This is a genomic window from Proteiniborus sp. DW1, assembly GCF_900095305.1.
GTDB lineage: Bacteria > Bacillota > Clostridia > Tissierellales > Proteiniboraceae > Proteiniborus.
On record NZ_FMDO01000012.1, the window covers coordinates 1 to 17719 of the forward strand.

The 17719-nt window shown below is 31.7% G+C and carries 14 protein-coding genes; 12 read left to right on the forward strand and 2 right to left on the reverse strand.

Annotation, left to right across the window (positions count from 1 at the left end; all coding sequences use genetic code 11):
• Positions 1–378 precede the first annotated feature (378 nt).
• The 9 genes from DW1_RS02970 (at position 379) to DW1_RS03010 (ending at position 11579) form a co-directional block, all read left to right on the forward strand.
• On the forward strand, positions 379–1023 hold the full coding sequence (locus DW1_RS02970) for a peptidoglycan recognition protein family protein (protein WP_074349154.1): 645 nt from the start codon (positions 379–381) through the stop codon (positions 1021–1023).
• Between the two features lie 121 nt (positions 1024–1144).
• Positions 1145–2968: a sigma-54-dependent Fis family transcriptional regulator gene (locus tag DW1_RS02975; protein ID WP_074349155.1), complete on the forward strand. Its 1824-nt coding sequence runs from the start codon at positions 1145–1147 to the stop codon at positions 2966–2968.
• Between the two features lie 362 nt (positions 2969–3330).
• Positions 3331–3567 (forward strand): hypothetical protein, encoded by a 237-nt coding sequence (locus DW1_RS02980; protein ID WP_074349156.1) that lies wholly within the window; start codon positions 3331–3333, stop codon positions 3565–3567.
• Position 3568: 1 nt separating this feature from the next.
• Positions 3569–4978 carry an ABC transporter permease gene (locus DW1_RS02985; RefSeq protein WP_242942424.1) on the forward strand — a complete coding sequence of 470 codons (1410 nt, stop codon included), beginning with the start codon at positions 3569–3571 and terminating at the stop codon, positions 4976–4978.
• Between the two features lie 14 nt (positions 4979–4992).
• The gene (locus DW1_RS02990; protein ID WP_074349157.1) at positions 4993–6501 is read left to right on the forward strand and encodes an ABC transporter permease; all 1509 of its coding nucleotides are present in this window, start codon (positions 4993–4995) and stop codon (positions 6499–6501) included.
• A gap of 16 nt (positions 6502–6517) precedes the next feature.
• Positions 6518–7492 carry an ABC transporter ATP-binding protein gene (locus DW1_RS02995; protein WP_074349158.1) on the forward strand — a complete coding sequence of 325 codons (975 nt, stop codon included), beginning with the start codon at positions 6518–6520 and terminating at the stop codon, positions 7490–7492.
• Positions 7493–7494: 2 nt separating this feature from the next.
• A complete protein-coding gene (locus DW1_RS03000; protein ID WP_074349159.1) occupies positions 7495–8478 on the forward strand; it encodes an ABC transporter ATP-binding protein in 984 nt (327 codons plus the stop codon).
• Between the two features lie 101 nt (positions 8479–8579).
• Complete coding sequence (locus DW1_RS03005; RefSeq protein ID WP_074349160.1) at positions 8580–10403, forward strand: ABC transporter substrate-binding protein; 1824 nt, start codon at positions 8580–8582, stop codon at positions 10401–10403.
• Between the two features lie 138 nt (positions 10404–10541).
• A complete protein-coding gene (locus DW1_RS03010; RefSeq protein ID WP_074349161.1) occupies positions 10542–11579 on the forward strand; it encodes a PLP-dependent cysteine synthase family protein in 1038 nt (345 codons plus the stop codon).
• A gap of 392 nt (positions 11580–11971) precedes the next feature.
• Here DW1_RS03010 and DW1_RS03015 read toward each other — a convergent pair whose 3' ends face one another.
• Positions 11972–12568, reverse strand: a complete 597-nt coding sequence (locus DW1_RS03015; protein ID WP_074349162.1) for a DUF1836 domain-containing protein — start codon at positions 12566–12568, stop codon at positions 11972–11974.
• A gap of 206 nt (positions 12569–12774) precedes the next feature.
• Here DW1_RS03015 and DW1_RS03020 point away from each other — a divergent pair, with 206 nt between their 5' ends.
• On the forward strand, positions 12775–13611 hold the full coding sequence (locus tag DW1_RS03020) for a DegV family protein (RefSeq protein ID WP_074349163.1): 837 nt from the start codon (positions 12775–12777) through the stop codon (positions 13609–13611).
• Positions 13612–13731: 120 nt separating this feature from the next.
• Here the strand turns inward: DW1_RS03020 and DW1_RS03025 are convergent, their stop codons facing one another.
• Positions 13732–15828, reverse strand: a complete 2097-nt coding sequence (locus tag DW1_RS03025) for an ATP-dependent helicase (protein WP_200800459.1) — start codon at positions 15826–15828, stop codon at positions 13732–13734.
• A 145-nt stretch (positions 15829–15973) separates the two neighbouring features.
• Between DW1_RS03025 and DW1_RS03030 the strand changes: the two genes are divergently transcribed.
• Together DW1_RS03030 and DW1_RS03035 are read left to right on the forward strand one after the other, a co-directional pair.
• Positions 15974–16813, forward strand: a complete 840-nt coding sequence (locus DW1_RS03030; RefSeq protein ID WP_074349164.1) for an alpha/beta hydrolase — start codon at positions 15974–15976, stop codon at positions 16811–16813.
• Positions 16814–16935: 122 nt separating this feature from the next.
• Positions 16936–17709 (forward strand): helix-turn-helix domain-containing protein, encoded by a 774-nt coding sequence (locus DW1_RS03035; protein ID WP_074349165.1) that lies wholly within the window; start codon positions 16936–16938, stop codon positions 17707–17709.
• The last annotated feature ends 10 nt before the right edge of the window (positions 17710–17719 follow it).

A 17719-nucleotide genomic window follows, 5' to 3' on the forward strand; every position in this document is an offset into this window, starting at 1 on the left:
AGACCTATTTAAAATCCTTAGGTATAGATAAAGAAAACTATTGTGTAGACATCAAAGATGCTGAAGAAAACAAAATAGCTAAGGAATCAGGTATTGATGGAGTATTTATATAATGCTTCATAATAATATGCCAAGATTAAAAGCTACAATTGAAGAATAAGAGTAATTCAACTAAATACTATGAAATAAATTTTGGCCTATTGATTGAGCATCTATAGGCCTTTTTATAGGTTATATAAGTTTTATTGGTTTTATGTATACAATATAAATTCTTCACAATAAACATATGTTCTGGTACTGTAATTTATAGTACCAATTTTAATTACATTACATATCTTATATTACCAAATGGACATGAATTTAAAAGGGAGGATTTATATGAATATTAATGTCCAACACATTCCAAAGACTACAGCCTTTAACAGAAGGCCCGGAAAAGTTATGAATCCTGAATACTTGACTATCCACAGCACAGCTAATCTAAAAAGCACAGCACAAAACGAAAGAGATTGGCTAACAAATCCTAGCAATACAAGAACTGCTAGCTGGCATCTAGTAGTTGACGATAAACAAGTCATTGAAGCTATACCTCAAAATGAAATAGCATGGCATGCAGGAGATGGGAAAAATGGTCCTGGAAACAATAAATCTATATCTATAGAGATATGCGAAAGTGGAGATAGAGAGAAGACCATAAAAAACGCAGTTAAATTATCAGCACAAATACTAAGAGAAAAAGGATGGGGAATAGAGCGATTGAGAAGACACTATGACTGGAGCGGTAAACATTGTCCTAGAATACTTGAGAAAAACAACTGGGAAGAATGGAATCGGTTTAAATCCATGGTTGCTGCAGAGTTACAAAAAACATCCATAAGCCCATGGGCAGAGAAAGCTATGGAATGGGCAACTAGTCCAGGAGTAAATCTTACAGATGGGTCATCTCCAAAAGAGCCAATCAGCTTAGAGCGTATGATAACAATATTGTATAGATATAATAACCTAAAACAAAATAAGGGGTAAAATTTTAGCAAATTTACAGAATAAATGGCGAAAATGTATACATTGCAAAAAAACTAAGTTATAATAAAATAGACAATAACTATTTTCATAAGTTGCTAAAGCTAATAAAGGGGGCAATTTAATGAATTTAAATAAAACGGGTATTCAAGAGTATTATGAGTTGTCACAAAGAGTTGCCGAAGCCATTGAGGCAGTTCTTGATATGGACGTAACTATAATGAATGAGCAAATGGAGCGTGTAGCAGGGACGGGTTTCTATAAACCTTTAGTTAACGTGCAAATAGAGAAAAATTCAGCTTTTGATAGATGTCTATCTACTGGTAAACCCCAGGTAATCACAAATAGGTGTCAGGACAACTCGCTTTTTTGTAAATGTTCTAGAGTTTTGACGTGTACAGAGCATGCTACCATATGTGTTCCTATTAAACAAGGAGAAAAGGTCATTGGCGTACTAGGTATTGTTGCATTTAATGAGGAACAAAAAAAGCAGCTTATCAAAAACAAAGATATATATTTAAATTATCTTGAAAAGATGGCCTATCTCCTTGAAGGAAAATATTCAGAGTATCAGACTAATATGGAGAAAAAAATACTAACAGATAGAATGAAGGGAATACTTGATACCATAAACTCAGGTGTTGTAATCTACGATAGTGAGGGAAGAATCTTATATACAAACAATTCATTAGTGAGAATATTAGATGAAATTGGAATAGAAAATATGGACGATTTTGTAAGTGAAATTAGAAAAAATGAACTTCTTCAAAGTCTATTAGATAATGATGAATGTACACACCCCTGTGAAATTGCAATAGATATACTTGGAATGAAGTATAGCCTTCTTGTAACCATCACTTATTTAAGAACGGAAAGCTATTCTAAGGAAGTTATGTTGACTATACAGAATATTAACTATTTAAAAAAGCAGGTAATGCAATCAATTGAAAAAAATCAGTTAAGGCTTCAATTTGATAATGTTTTAGGAATATCAGAGGAATTTCTCGAAGTAAAACAATTAGCCAAAAAAGCTGCATTATCTGATTCAAATATATTGATTTTAGGAGAAAGCGGTACTGGTAAAGAAATATTTGCTAGAGCTATACATAATTACAGCGATAGAAGAGAGTATGCCTTTGTTCCAATTAACTGTGGCGCCATACCGGATGAACTATTTGAAAGTGAGCTTTTTGGATATGAAAAAGGTGCTTTTACTGGGGCTTATTCTAATAAGATAGGAAAGTTTGAAGTTGCGGATAAAGGGACAGTTTTTTTAGATGAGATTAGTGAGATGCCATATCGATTACAGGTGAAGCTGCTTAGAATTTTGCAGGAAAAAGAGGTATCTAGAATTGGAAGTAACAGAATACAAAAAATAGACATTAAAATAATAGCAGCCTCAAATGTGGATTTGCAGAAACGAGTGAAGGAAGGGTTATTTAGAGAAGATTTGTATTACAGACTTAATGTCATACCTCTTAATATTCCTCCTTTGAGAAATCGGCAAGAGGACATTATTTTTATCGCTAATCATTTCGTTAAATATTTTGCTGAAATGCTTAAAAAAGATATTAAAGGAATATCACCTGATGCAATTAAGCTGCTCTTAAGTTATCCTTGGCCAGGAAATGTAAGAGAACTTCAAAATCTTATAGAATATGCAGTTAATTTTGAAACAGGAAATATGATAAGCAGTAAGCTGGTAGAGAAAAGACTTTTAATTAATCAGGAAAATTGTAAGCTAGCAGACCGTTTTAATGGTAGATCCTTAGGAGCATCTATCAAAGAATTAGAAAGAGAGCTTATTGCTAACTGTATAGATAAATACTCTTATTCTAATAGTAGAGAATATATGGTACAACAGATCTGTAAGGAATTAGATATAGGACGAGCTACTTTTTATAGAAAAATTAAAGAATTAGGTATTCGTTTAGATGATGAAAATTAGAGTTATTTTAAAAAAGTAAAGGACACGACAGCTAATTATTTTTTAGAATAAATTGCCGTTCTCAAAAATGAGACTTGTCTCGTTTTTGAGAATCGGCTTAAAAACTAAATTGCATGATTTTATTAAGAGCAAAATCTTAAAAACGAGATTTTGATTTTTTTATATTTATTGTAATAATCAGTTCTTAAAAGATGGTATGTTTTTTGCAATAAATATTACTATAGCAGTTAGAAAGAGAGGTGTTTATTAACAAAAAAATAATTATTGAAAAGTATACTGAAGAAATAATTAAAAATACTGGAGGAATGTTCATGAAAAAAGTAGTTGTTTTTGGAAGCAAACATTGACCGGGCTGTGAACCAATGAAAGAGTTTCTTTCAAATGAGGGAATTAACTTTTTATATCTAGATATTACTGAAAATATGTTAAATTTAAAAAACTTCTTAAAATACAGGGATAATGCTCCTGTGTTTGAAGATATTAAAAAGGCTGGAAAGGTAGGTTTACCTTGCGTAGTTATCAATAATGGTGAAGAGATAGTATTTGATAAAGAGTCAATAAAACTGGAGCAATTAAAGGATAAAGAAGGAGGTAAATAAGTTGATTAAAGGTCTCGGAGTGACATTTGAGAAAATGTATAAACACCCCTTATATAGGGCATTATTGCTCGTATTTGGAATTCTTTCCCTCCCCTTTGTTGTTATAAAATATTTCCGAAACAGACAAAACAATAACTATGCTAAGTTGAGAGAAAGTATTTCACAGAGACTTGAGCTAGAAGGAATTAAAGACGAGATATATGAAAAGGCTGAAGAACAACTAAAAAACAAGCTTGTTTTCTTTAATAAAGAACTGAGCACTGAAGAATTTAAACGTCAAGTAAAAGAAATTGCAAACAAACAGTTTAACGAAGCAATTGAGAATGAATTGAGTATAACAACAAGACAGAACAACGTTAAAAATTTTACTTTCTGCCAAGCATTTATAGAAATGTTTAATAATAAGCTGTTTCTTTTTATCTCAATAATTATTTCTTTACCAATGTACATATTGATTTTAATATTCAGCAATCCTTACACAAAATTTATCACTGAGAGACTTTTTATGATGGTGTTTGTCATTTTTGGTGTTACATGGCTAGTATTTACAATATTATATTTATCACCAATGGATCCTGCAGTAAATATATTAGGGCAAACTGCCACACCAGAACAGGTTGCTCAGTTTAATAGTATATACGGTCTAGACAAACCTTATCATATACAACTTTTTAACACATTCAAGAGTCTATTTTCATTTGACTTAGGCAAGTCCTATGTAGGTAATGAAGATGTAATGGCAGCACTTATGAGAAAATTTCCTGTAACATTAAAACTAACTTTTGCTTCACTAATAATTGCTATAATCATTGCAATACCTGCAGGTATCATATCTGCAATAAAACAGTATTCATCTTTTGACTATGTATTTATGCTATTTGCATTATTAGGGCTATCTATTCCAAACTTTTGGCTGGGATTAATAATGATTTTGAATTTCTCTATAAAAATGCAATGGTTGCCTGCCACGTTTATTGTGGGTAATTGGAAGACACTCATTATGCCGAGTATTGTTTTAGGAACTGGGCTGGCAGCTAGTGTTGCTAGAATGACTAGGTCATCTATGCTAGAAGTGAAAAATGCAGACTATATCACTACCGCTCGTGCAAAGGGGCTGAGTGAAAGGAAAGTTATTGTAAAGCACATTCTTGGTAATGCTATGATTCCAATTGTTACTGTGGTAGGATTACAGTTTGGTGGAATGCTAGGTGGTTCTGCTGTAACTGAAAAGGTGTTTAACATTAATGGTATCGGTAGCTTTATAGTAGACAAGCAGTTTGTTCCTGATATACCTATTGTGCTTGCAGGTGTAGTCTACGTTGCAGTTATTATAAGTTTAGCTAATCTAATAGTAGATATAATGTATGCATTCCTGGATCCTAGAATAAAATCCAAAATGAAATCCTATTAAGGAGAGAGTTAGCTATGGAAAATAAACAGTATATGAAAAGAGTTGAGCAAAGAAAACTAAATAGCTTTCAAGAATACAAGACTTCCACTTTTGCGTGGGGAGCATCTTTGTTATTGTTTTTAATTATATTTATATTAAGTTTTGATTTAGCAGCTAGAGAGATAAAGTATACGTCTATTGCTGTTTCAGCAGTGTTTTTAATATCAGCTGTTATCCAGTTTCTAGTTACCTTGAAGATAAAAAATGATATCTTAAAATATGATGATATAAAGATTTCTACAAGAATAATAGGATATTTCCTTATTCCATTTGCGCTAACTGGAAACTTCTTCATAGCAATAGCTGGTTTTAACTTAATTAAGAAGGAAAAAACCATAGAGTATAATCTCTGTATATATTCAATATTGACGGTTATTACAATTATGCTTATATCTGCACTTAATCTGTTTAAAGAGTATGTAGCTAATACTTTTTTGCTTGGAATGGGGATACTGATAGGAATTACATTATTCTATATAGTGACAATGATCATGGTATCAAAATTTGTTAAAGGCAAAAAAGTAGACAAAAAGCTAATACCATTTGCTATACCTCTTATTCTTAGTATTGTAATAGGAAATGTATTTGCTTTTCTTTTAGGATTAATAATTATAAGCAAATCAAGACATAAAGACGAAGATATATCTATTGAATGGATAGATGTTTTAAGAAGATTATTTAGAAACTATATGTCGGTTCTAGGTATGTTTGTAGTAACACTTCTTCTTTCGTTATCCATTTGTAGTTATTTGACATTCGATTATTCTATTGCAATAGACAATAATTATTCGACTATACTTTTAGAGCCTAGTTTAGAGTATCCTTTTGGTACTGATAATTATGGAAGATGCGTATTTACTAGAATAGTATTTGGTGCTAGGATATCGCTGGTTGTAGGTATAGTTGCAACATTAGTTCCTATTATAATAGGAGGAATTTTAGGTGCAGTATCAGGCTATTATGGAAACAGAATAGATAATACAATAATGAGACTTTTAGATGTGCTTTATGCTGTTCCAGGTATACTACTAGCCATAGCTATAGTAGCAGCTTTTGGTGCTAGTACAATAAACTTGATTTTGGCACTAAGTATTGGTTCTGTGCCTATGTTTGCAAGAACTGTTAGAGCTACTGTCATGAGCATAGCTAACCAAGAGTTCGTAGAAGCTGCCAAGGCTTGTGGTGCTAAAGATTATACAATTATATTTAGACATATAATACCTAACTCACTTGCACCTGTTATAGTTAGGGCAACTTTAGGAATTGGCGGTGCTGTGCTGTCTACCAGCTCTTTAAGCTACTTAGGCTTAGGGGTAGAACCTCATATACCTGAATGGGGCAATATACTTAAGGCAGGAAGCAACTATCTTGAGACAAGCCCTCACTTAGCTATTTTCCCGGGACTAGCAATTATATTAATAGTACTAGCATTTAATTATTTTGGTGATGGTCTTAGAGATGCGTTAGATCCTAAATTGAAGTAAGGAAGGAGGTTGTATTTTGTATAGTAACAACATATTAGAAATTAAAAATCTTCATGTTCACTATATTACAGAAGACGAGACTGTTAGAGCAGTAAACGGGATTAATCTCTCACTAAAGCAAGGAGAAAGCTTAGGATTAGTTGGTGAAACAGGTGCTGGGAAGACTACTACAGCATTATCAATAATGCAGTTAGTACCATACCCTCCTGGAGTCATTATAGATGGAGAAATTATATTCCAAGGTAAAAATCTTATTTTTAATTCAGATAGAGAAAATCAACAGATGAGAGGAAATGGAATATCTATGATATTTCAGGATCCAATGACTTCTTTAAATCCAATAATGACTATAGGCGAACAACTAGTAGAAGTTATTTTAGCTCATAAAAAAGTAAGTAAAGAAGAAGCAAAGAAACAGGTTATAGAAATGCTAAAGGTTGTCGGAGTTAAGGAAGATAGATTTGATGACTATCCTCACCAATTTTCTGGAGGTATGAAACAAAGAGTAGTTATTACAATGGCTTTATTATGTAATCCACAGCTTTTAATTGCAGATGAACCTACTACAGCATTAGATGTGACTATTCAGGCTCAGGTTTTAGATATAATTCGTGACCTGCAGAGAAAATATAATATGTCTATGATTTTAATAACACATGATTTAGGAGTAGTAGCTGAGACATGTGACAAAGTGGCTATAATGTATGCAGGTGAAATAGTTGAATCAGGAACAATCGAAGAAGTTTATACAAATGCTAAGCACCCTTATACTAGAGGATTATTTGAATCTATACCAAAGCTAGATGAAGACAGCGAAAAATTGATTCCTATTCCAGGAAGTGCTCCTAATGCTACAGCACTTCCAAGTGGATGCTTCTTTCATCCAAGGTGTAAGTATAAGAAGGATATATGCGAAAAAGTATCACCATCTGTTCAAGGGGAAGGACACTGCTATAAATGTCATTTTTCATTATTTGAAAAGGAGCAATAATTATGAGGCCTTTATTAGAAGTTAAGAACTTAAAAAAATATTTTACTGTACCTAATGGGTACTTACATGCAGTTGATAACGTAAGCTTATCTATTAACGAAGGTGAAACATTAGGAATAGTTGGAGAATCAGGATGCGGGAAGAGTACTTTAGGAAGAGTTATATTACGTCTTCATGAACCTACATCTGGAAATATAATATATGATGGAATGGACATTACAACCTTTAATAAAGAAGAAATGAGACAAATGAGAAAGCATATGCAAATTATTTTTCAAGATCCTTATGCTTCTCTTAATCCAAGGTTTACTATATCTCAGATTATAGAAGAACCTTTAAAGCTTCATAATGTGTACAAAAGCGACAAAGAGAGAAAAGAAAGAGTAGAGAGCTTAATGGAATATGTAGGACTGTCTAAGCGTGCATATAATCTATATCCACATGAGTTTGACGGTGGGAGACGTCAGCGTGTTGTTATAGCTAGGGCGCTGGCAATAAACCCAAAGTTTATTGTCTGCGATGAACCTGTTAGTGCACTTGATGTTTCTGTACAAGCTCAGATTCTTAATCTGATGATGGAGCTTCAAGAAAAGCTTGGATTAACCTATATTTTTATATCACACGACTTATCTGTTGTTAAGCATATATCTGATAACATTGGTGTTATGTATTTAGGTCAACTTATAGAAAAAGCGCCTAAAAAAGATATATTTAAGAAGCCGCTACATCCATATACTATAGCCTTATTATCAGCTATACCTTCTACTAACATAAGGGTCAAGAAAAAGAAAATAATTTTAAAGGGTGAAATTGTGTCACCTATCAATCCAAAGCCTGGATGTAGATTTTCAGCAAGATGTCCATTTGCAACTGAACAATGTACAAAAGAAGATCCCAAGCTACTAGAAGTTGAAAAGGATCATTTTGTAGCATGTTTCAGATGCAATGAAATAAAAAATGGAACATTACATTTTGACACTAAATAACCTTAATAATTCTTTGTTTTGAGGGGGTGGTTAGTACCTTAACAGTTTATCTTCAAGTCAAATATTTACCAAATATTTCATAACAAAGGAGAGATATAATTATGAAAAGATCAATCACGCTATTATTAGTTGCAGTACTGATGCTTGGAGCACTAACAGGATGTAACGTAAAAACTAAAGAACAAGTGACTACTGGCGGCTCAGATGGAAGTTCAAATGTAAGTGCAGTTGATATTACCCTATTAGCAATGAGTTCCAATGAAAAAGATTTAAATATTTTAAGAGATCAACTTTCTAAAGCAGGGTTTAACGTGAAATTGAACTTACAACCAGATTATGGTAGTTTTACAGGCCAAAAAGATGCAGGTAATTATGATCTTGCTATTTCAGGATGGACTACAGTTACAGGAAACCCTGATTATGCTGTAAGGTCTTTATTTACAACAGGTGGAGATTATAATGACTATGGACTATCAGATTCAGAGCTTGACAGACTTGTAGAAGAAGCATCTACTCAAACACCTGAAGAATATGCAAAAACTTACAAAGAACTTGAAAAAGTACTTGTAGAAGACAACGCTTATATAATTCCACTATACTCAAACTACAAGAGCCAAGCTATAAATAAAGAAGTATTAAAGTTAGACAGCGTTAGATTAAGTAAATCTCGTTCATTACCATGGGAAGAATTAGACTTTGTTGATGAATCAAAGAGAACAACAGAACCATTTTTATTCAGTCAAACAATGTCATCTCTTACATCACTAGACCCAATCAAGGGTAATGACGGCTCAATAAATATAATCAATACTAATATGTATGTTAGATTAGTTAACCTTACAGATGATGATGAAGTGACTTCAGAAGGTTCATTATCTTATAACAATGTTATAGCTGATGGAAATACAGAATACTATTTTATATTAAGAGATAATGTAAAATTTGCTAAGGTACAAGATAAAAAAGCTGTTGATTCAGGTGAGTTAGTAGGTGCTGAGGATGTTGTATTTTCATTAGAAAGAGCAAAGGATAAAAGCTCTGTTCCTGATCACAGAACATATAGCTTACATTCAAGCATGGATAAAATTGAAATAGTTACTGATATTCAAGAGCTAGAATCTAAAAATGTATCTGGGCAAAGCATTACTGTAAAAGAAGCACTAGAGAAAGGTTTACCAAGTTCAATTAGTCAAATTGTTGCTGATAAAAAAGATGTAAACAATGCAGAAGGTAAATACCAAGTAGTTAAAGTAACTACTAACAAACCATTCCCACAAGTACTAAACTACTTAGCTCACCAATCAGCAGGTATTGTATCTAAGGCACAGGTAGAAGCTATAAATACTTATGACGTGGCAACTTATGATAGAAACAAAGACATTGCATATGGAGACCAAACTACTATTACAGAAGGTGCCACATATAACAATACATTAGCTGTAAGTGGACCATATATAGCTATATATAAAAATGACTACGAAGTAGTGTTTGAAAAGAATCCTGGCTACATGGCTGGAACAAAACATGAGCCTAGAATTTCAAAAGTAGTTGTTAAATTCATCAAAGATGCTGATAGCTCACTTTCAGCTTTTAGAAGTGGAGAAGTTCACTTATTATATAGTGTTCCAGAAGATAAATATTCATTAGTTGAAAACGACCCTAAGCTACATCTTCAAAAGAGACCAAGCAATGGTGTTAGCTATGCTTTCTTTAACCTAAAAGGAAACAGTAAATTCTCTGATGTTAATTTAAGAAAGGCTGTTTTATATAGCGTAAATCAAGATGAATTCTTAGCAGTATACGATAAGTTAAAGATAAAAGCTTATTCTACACTTTCTACATTAGTAGATACAGGAAATGTTCACAATGCAGATCCAGATAAAACTAAGGAATTTTTAAGTAAATACTGGGAAAGCCAAGAATAATAGTAACTAGACTATATAGGATGAGAAGACATGGAAAATATTTTCCTGTCTTCCTTCTTATTGTAAAAAAGGTTTGAACCACATAGACTAACAATATTAACAGTCAAAACTGAATAGTGATAAAGGGAGGGAAGGTTCATGTGTTCTGAATCTATTAATTGTAAGATTAATAACTTAACTAAAATGATAGGCAACACTCCTTTGTTAGAAATTAAATTAAAATATAAGAATGAAGAACGTACAATTTATGCTAAAGCTGAAAATTATAATTTAACAGGTAGTATTAAAGACAGAATGGCTTTACATATTTTAAAAAAATCCTATGAACGTGGAAGGTTAAAGCCGGGAGATACTATAGCAGAAGCAACTAGTGGAAACACAGGTATTGCTTTTTCTGCACTAGGTAGGGCACTAGGACACAAGGTAACAATTTTTATGCCCGATTGGATGAGCCAAGAAAGAATAAATCTTATGAAGAGCTACGGAGCAGACATTGAGTTAGTTAGTAAGGAAGAGGGCGGTTTTCTAGGAAGTATAGATAAAGCAGATAAGCTAGCTGAAGAATGCGAAAACGTTTTCTTGCCGCACCAGTTTTCAAATGAAGATAACTGTGAAGCACATTACACAACAACAGGACCTGAAATATGGCACCAGTTACAAGAGATAGGTCTTAAGCCAGATGCAATAGTAGCAGGAGTAGGAACAGGTGGGACTATTATGGGAGCTGGTAGATACTTAAGAGAAATGAACCCAGACATTAAACTATATCCACTTGAACCTGCTAACTCTCCTACATTATCCACAGGTTATCAAGTTGGGAAGCATAGAATTCAAGGTATATCGGATGAATTTATTCCTCCTATTGTTAAGCTTGAAAAGCTAGATGATATTATTCATGTGGATGATGGAGATGCAATTATTATGGCTCAAAAATTAGCTTCTACATTAGGATTAGGAGTAGGAATTTCCTCAGGAGCCAATCTTATTGGTGCTATAATTGCACAAGAGAAATTAGGAAAGGATAGTGTAGTAGTTACTGTTTTTGCTGATGATAACAAGAAGTATCTGAGTACTGACTTGATGAAAGAAGAGCCTGTTAAGGATGATTTTCTTTCTACAGATATAGAATTGCTGAGTGTAAAGGCATATAAGCGTGTATGCAGTGCCTGCCGTTAAAAATATATGTAAAATTTTTTTAGACCATACATAATATTACTATATTTGGATAAAATACTTTCGAACTACCAAAGAAAGGAGTCAATGTATGGCTAAGAACAAAAATAACAAAAACAAAAACAAAAATAACAGCAACAATCTAAACAATGCAAACAGAAATGAAAGCAATAATAATAACGACAACAAAGATAATAGGGACAGATAGTTTTTAAAAAGCAATTATGCACTTATGATAGTGCGAAACTATAAGAAGCCACTTTTTATTATGTGGCTTCTTATATAAATTTTATAACAAATATTAAAGTTCTATTTTGAATCCTTATATTCAAGAACTTTCTCAATGAGCTCCAAAAAAGACTTTTTTAATTTATTTATGTTTTTATATAAATTTTTTATTTTGTTTGCTTAAAAAAATTATCTATTATTTTCTCAACAAGTCTTTTTTGAGCATATGCTTGGGTGACTAGTGAAAGCACTAATAATAAAAGTTCAAGCCTGTGGTGTTCAGGTATATCTTTCTCAGATAGCTTCTCTTTAATACTCAAAAATTTGCTTTCAAAGTTTGCTTGGAAGCTGCTTAACTCTTCGCTTTTTATATCAATAAAAGTAGAATAAATATCCTCTAGAGATATATTATTATTTTCATTTGAAGTTATTTCCTTAGTTAAAGGCATAAGTAAAGATTTAATATCGTTGATAGATAGTATCTGCTTTAAATTATATATGAGGATAAGTAAAATCATATGTTCTTTACTGTATTTTTTACTTTTAGGTGGGATGATTATTTTATCCTTAGAATAGTTATTGATCATAGTTTTAGTCAATATAGGATCTTTTTCATCCCTTTTTAAATGACCAAGCCTTTCATCAAAAAATGTAGTAACTTGGTCCATATATAGATCTATGCATGGAATATCTCTAGCGTCGATTTCATTAAACAATGAAACCTCATCTACAAGCTCATACAGTTTATCTTCTGGTATTTTCATATCATCACCTCGGTTATTTATAACATAACATAAATTATTAGTAAAGACAATAAATAATTGTTGTACTTTTATGGCTTGTGGTGATATAATAAGATGTAGTAATGAAAACTACTTGATAATTTTTCTTAATAAAACTTGTTTATTTTCTAGTAAAATGTATAATAATTAAAACACATAAAATAAATAGAAATGATGGGGGAGTATAGATGAAATTTAAGGTTATTGCTGACAGTTGTTGTGATTTGAATGATGAATTAAGAAAATCTATGGCTGTTAATATAGTTCCATTGACTATACATATAGATGATAAAGCCTATGTTGATGATAAAAATTTAGACATAAAAGAGTTATTAAGGGTAATGAGTTCTTCTGAATCTGCTCCTCAGACGGCTAGTCCTTCCCCGGGGGATTTTATGAAAGAATATGAGGAAGCTGAAAATGTTTTCGTAGTTACTTTATCTTCTATGCTAAGTAGCACGTATAACCATGCTATGATGGCAAGAAAGATGGTTTTAGAGAATTTGCCAAATAAATTTATCCATGTATTTGACTCTTTTAGTGCATCAATAGGAGAAACTTTAATAAGCTTACAGATACTTGAAACTTTAAGATATGAACAGAACCCACATAAAGTAGTTGAAAAAGTAAACGAATATATAGGAAATATGAAGACCTTTTTTGTTCTTGAATCTCTTGAAAATTTAATTAAAGCTGGAAGAATAACTTCGCTAAAAGGGCTAATAGCTTCATTGCTTTCAATTAAACCTATTATGAGAGGTACTGAAAATGGAGAGATTGCTTTAGTAGAAAATGTAAGAGGCTCAAAGAAAGCTCTTAAAAGACTGGTGGAGATAATAGGAGAACAAGGAGAAAAGCTAGAGGATAAGATTTTGGGAATAGCTCATTGTAATTGTTTAGAAAAGGCGATGAAATTCAAAGAAGAAGTAATACGAAGATATAATTTTAAAGACATCATAATAGTTGAGACAGCAGGTATCAGTACTGTATATGCAAATGATGGGGGCCTAATCATAGCATTTTAACATAAATAATTATTGAAAAAAATATGGTATGTGCTTTTAGTTAGCTGAGAATAGCCGAAAGAACTCTATAACATTGGAAGTAGGGGACTCTTCGGCTACGTCTCAGAAAGCTATAAAGTATTAGACCTTCAACAAGCCCTTTTTCAAGCAATTACTTAAAGACATTTTTTTTAGACCAGCATTCTCAAAGAATATCTCGATTTTATCCTTGTTCAGATTTTGAACTTTGCCCTTACCAAATTTAGAATGAACTATTTGACTTCCTATCTTAATGCTATTTCTAATTTGAAACTCTTGAAGAGCCAGCATAATATCCTGAAGCTCTTTTACAAACCTAGAACTTTCGGCTTTTTCATTAGCTACTGAGTCTAAGGTTATTATATCTAAATAGGTCCTTGCCCTTGTCATACCTACATAAAAAAGTCTTCTTTCTTCTTCTAATGGTTTTAAATTTCCCTCATTACATGCCTCTATGGTAGATGATGAGGGAAATTCACCGTCTACTAAATCAATCATGTAGACTCTTTCAAATTCTAAGCCCTTTGCAGAATGGATAGTAGATAGATGGACTGCATTTTTTCCCTTATTAAATTTGGAATCTTCAATATTTTTTTGTAGCCTATTAAGTTTTTCAAGAAACTCAGGAATGTTTTTAGTTTCCTTAGCTATTATTTTAATATTTGCTATTATGGATTTAACACTATCATAAGAATATCCAAGATTTTTACAGTTGTCCTTAAGATAATTAGTATACTCTAACTCTTCTTCTATGAACAAAATTCCTTCACTAGGTCTTTTCTTAGATAATCGTTTAAACTCTATACTGAGCTTTCTAATATTCTCAAGTTGAAAATGCTGGAAACCTGGGAATTCAAGAAGTAAATCAAAGACCGTATCAGAGCTTTTAGCATTTAATACGAAATTCATAGCATTTTTTGAAATGTATCTGTTCATTTTAAAGTATATTTTTTCAAAGGATTCTTTGTCCTTAGGGTTTAAGGCAACATTGAAAAATGCTAATATATCCTTTAGTACCCAATGGTTAAAGAAGTTTATTTTAGAGTCTCTTACATAAAAAGGAATATGGTGTCTGGTGAAGCTTTCTACAATGCCTACTAAAGATAGATTATTCCTGTATAATATAGCTGTATTATAATAGCATTGTTTTTTAAAAAGAGTATTTATAATATATGTGTATTGCTGATATTCATCCTTTACTTTGACTATAGTTATAGGTCTATTGCTTGGATTTGAGGTAGTCAGCTTTTTTGTATACCTATTAACATTTTTCTTAATGAACTCATTGCAAATATATACTATGTTATTTGAAGAACGGTAGTTTTCCTCCATGTAAAACATTTTTGAATTAGGGTATCTTTCCTTGAAATTCAACAACTCCTCAGGCATGGCTCCTCTAAAGCCGTATATGCTTTGGTCATCATCTGCTACTATAAACAGATTATTATTTGGCATAGAAATAAGTTTTATGATTTCATTTTGAATTTTTGAAGTATCCTGACCTTCGTCTACTTGTATATATTTAAACCTATTTCTATATTTTTTTAGTAAGTCTGGATTGGACTTAAGGATTTCATAGGCTATTGTTAGCATGTCATCAAAATCTATATAATTATTTTTTTTCTTAAAGCTTTCGTACATATTATAAATATCATTAAACCGACTAAAAGAATTATTGTTTAGTTTTAGAAAATCTTCTGTACTTATCATCATATTCTTTATATAACTGATACTGCTTTGAAGTTCTTCTAACTTATCATCATTAATAAATGCATTATTTACTTTCTTATATATATCTCTAAGTATGGTTGCTTTATTTGCAGAGGACATATCTCCCTCTATTAAACTATAGTAGGTTTTAGTTAAATTTGCATAATCTCTTAATATGGAGTATGCAAAGCTATGTATAGTTGAAAATATGGTTCTGCTTCCTATATTATTTCCAAATATAGAGGAAAATCTGTCTTTCATATCTCTTGCAGCAGCTTTACTAAAGGTAATGGATAAAATATTTTCAGGTTTAATATTATAGTTCATTATCATATGAGCAGTACGAGATATTAGTACTGTGGTTTTTCCAGCGCCAGGCACTGCTAAGACTATAGCTGGTCCATCCTTATGTAATACAGCTAGCTTTTGCTGTTCATTTAAATTTATTCTATATTTCATCCTTAGAAATTCAAAAAAATTGCTATCCAATGGTTAAACTCCTTTCACCTCATATAACTTAATATATTTTATCATATTTCTTCGAAAAACTATAAAAATGTAGTACAATAATAGTAACAGTATTTAGATTAGAGAGACTCTTATATGCTAGTTAAATTTAAGGAGGGATACCATAATGCATCAAGATGGCTATGTTAGAGCATATGATGGGTTAGAGTTATATTGTGTGAAGAGTATACCTGAAAATCCTAAAGGAATAGTAGTAATAGTTCACGGATTTGCTGAACATTTAGGAAGGTATGAGTATTTAACTAAGAGGTTAAATGAACACAACTACGGAGTTTATAGATTTGACAATAGGGGACATGGGAAAACTAAGGGAGATAGGGGGCATATCGATAAGTTTGAAGACTTCCTATATGATGCAGATACTATTGTGGAAATGGCAAAAGCAGAAAATGAGCTTCTTCCAATTTTTATGCTGGGGCATAGTATGGGAGGATTTATTACTGCAGCTTATGGTATCAAATATAAGGACAAACTAAAGGGACAGATTTTTTCAGGAGCAGCAACAGCAACATCACCTCAGGTTAAAGGAATGAAGGGAGAAATATTTGGATTAATAAATAAATTTGCACCTAAGCTTAGAATTAAAAATCCCATTTCAAACAAACTATGTAAAAAACAAGAAGTAGTGCATAATTATCTAAAAGATCCCTTAAACTTAAAAGATGCTACTTTGAACTTTTATGTTGAATTCTTAATAAGGGGAGTAAAATGGTTAAATGCTAATATAGAAGAGTATGCTTATCCTTGTTTAATACTACATGGTGAGGAGGATAAGATCGTTTCTAAGGAAGCATCTAAGAATTTTTATGAGAAAATATGCTCTGTCGATAAAAAAATAATAATTTTTGAAGGGCTATATCATGAAATAATGAATGAAGAAACAAGAGACGATGTTATTGACCATATATGTGCTTGGCTAGAGTCTAAATGCACTGAAAGTATGTAAAACTACATAGTCAACTGATTTTTCTTAATATTTCTATAATATATCGACAAAATATGACTGTTTTTTTGTTGTTTTTGTGTTAAAATCTTTATTAGTACATAAAAATTGAGGAGTGGTGTAGCGTGAAGGATCTCAATATCTTAAGTCCAGGACAACGACTAAAAGAGATTAGAAAGATGCTAAAACTTAGGCAGGATGAAATTGCTGGTGAGAAATTTTCTAAGAACTACATCTCTATGTTTGAAAATAATAGAAGGGCAATTAATGCTATTAATGCTACATATTTAGCTAATAAAATCAATGAGTATGCCAAATCCAAAGGATATGATGATATATATATTCAGCCATCATATCTATTAAAGAGTGAAGTAGATTTGGCTAGGGACAAATGTGAAAAGTGGATAGAAGAGGTTGAGACTAATTTAGAAATTAGTGATGCTGATTACATGATGAATCTCTATAAGACAATTTATGTGGCATCAAAATATGGACTAACCAATTATAGGGCAAAGGCTCTTTATCTAAAGGGTGTATTTTCATTGCATAATGAAAGATATGAGTGTGCTATGACTCAGCTTTTAGGTGCACTAGTTTTTTATGCTAGGGAAAACGATTTCATATATGTAAGTGATATTTATGAGAAAATGGGAATTATTTTATACAATAAGAAGGAGCCGCAGCAAGCTCTTGTATATTTTAAATTATCCTATGAGATTATTAGAAATACTAAGGTATTTAGTAGGCAAAAGTTTGAGGAATTAAATTATTTTATAGCTCTTTGTTATTATGAGACAGGACATTATTTAACTGCATTAAAGATGTTAGGATTGATTGAAACGGATAGCAATGAAATTTCTGAGTTGGCAAATAGAATAAATAAAGTTCTTGCAGGATAAACTGTTATTT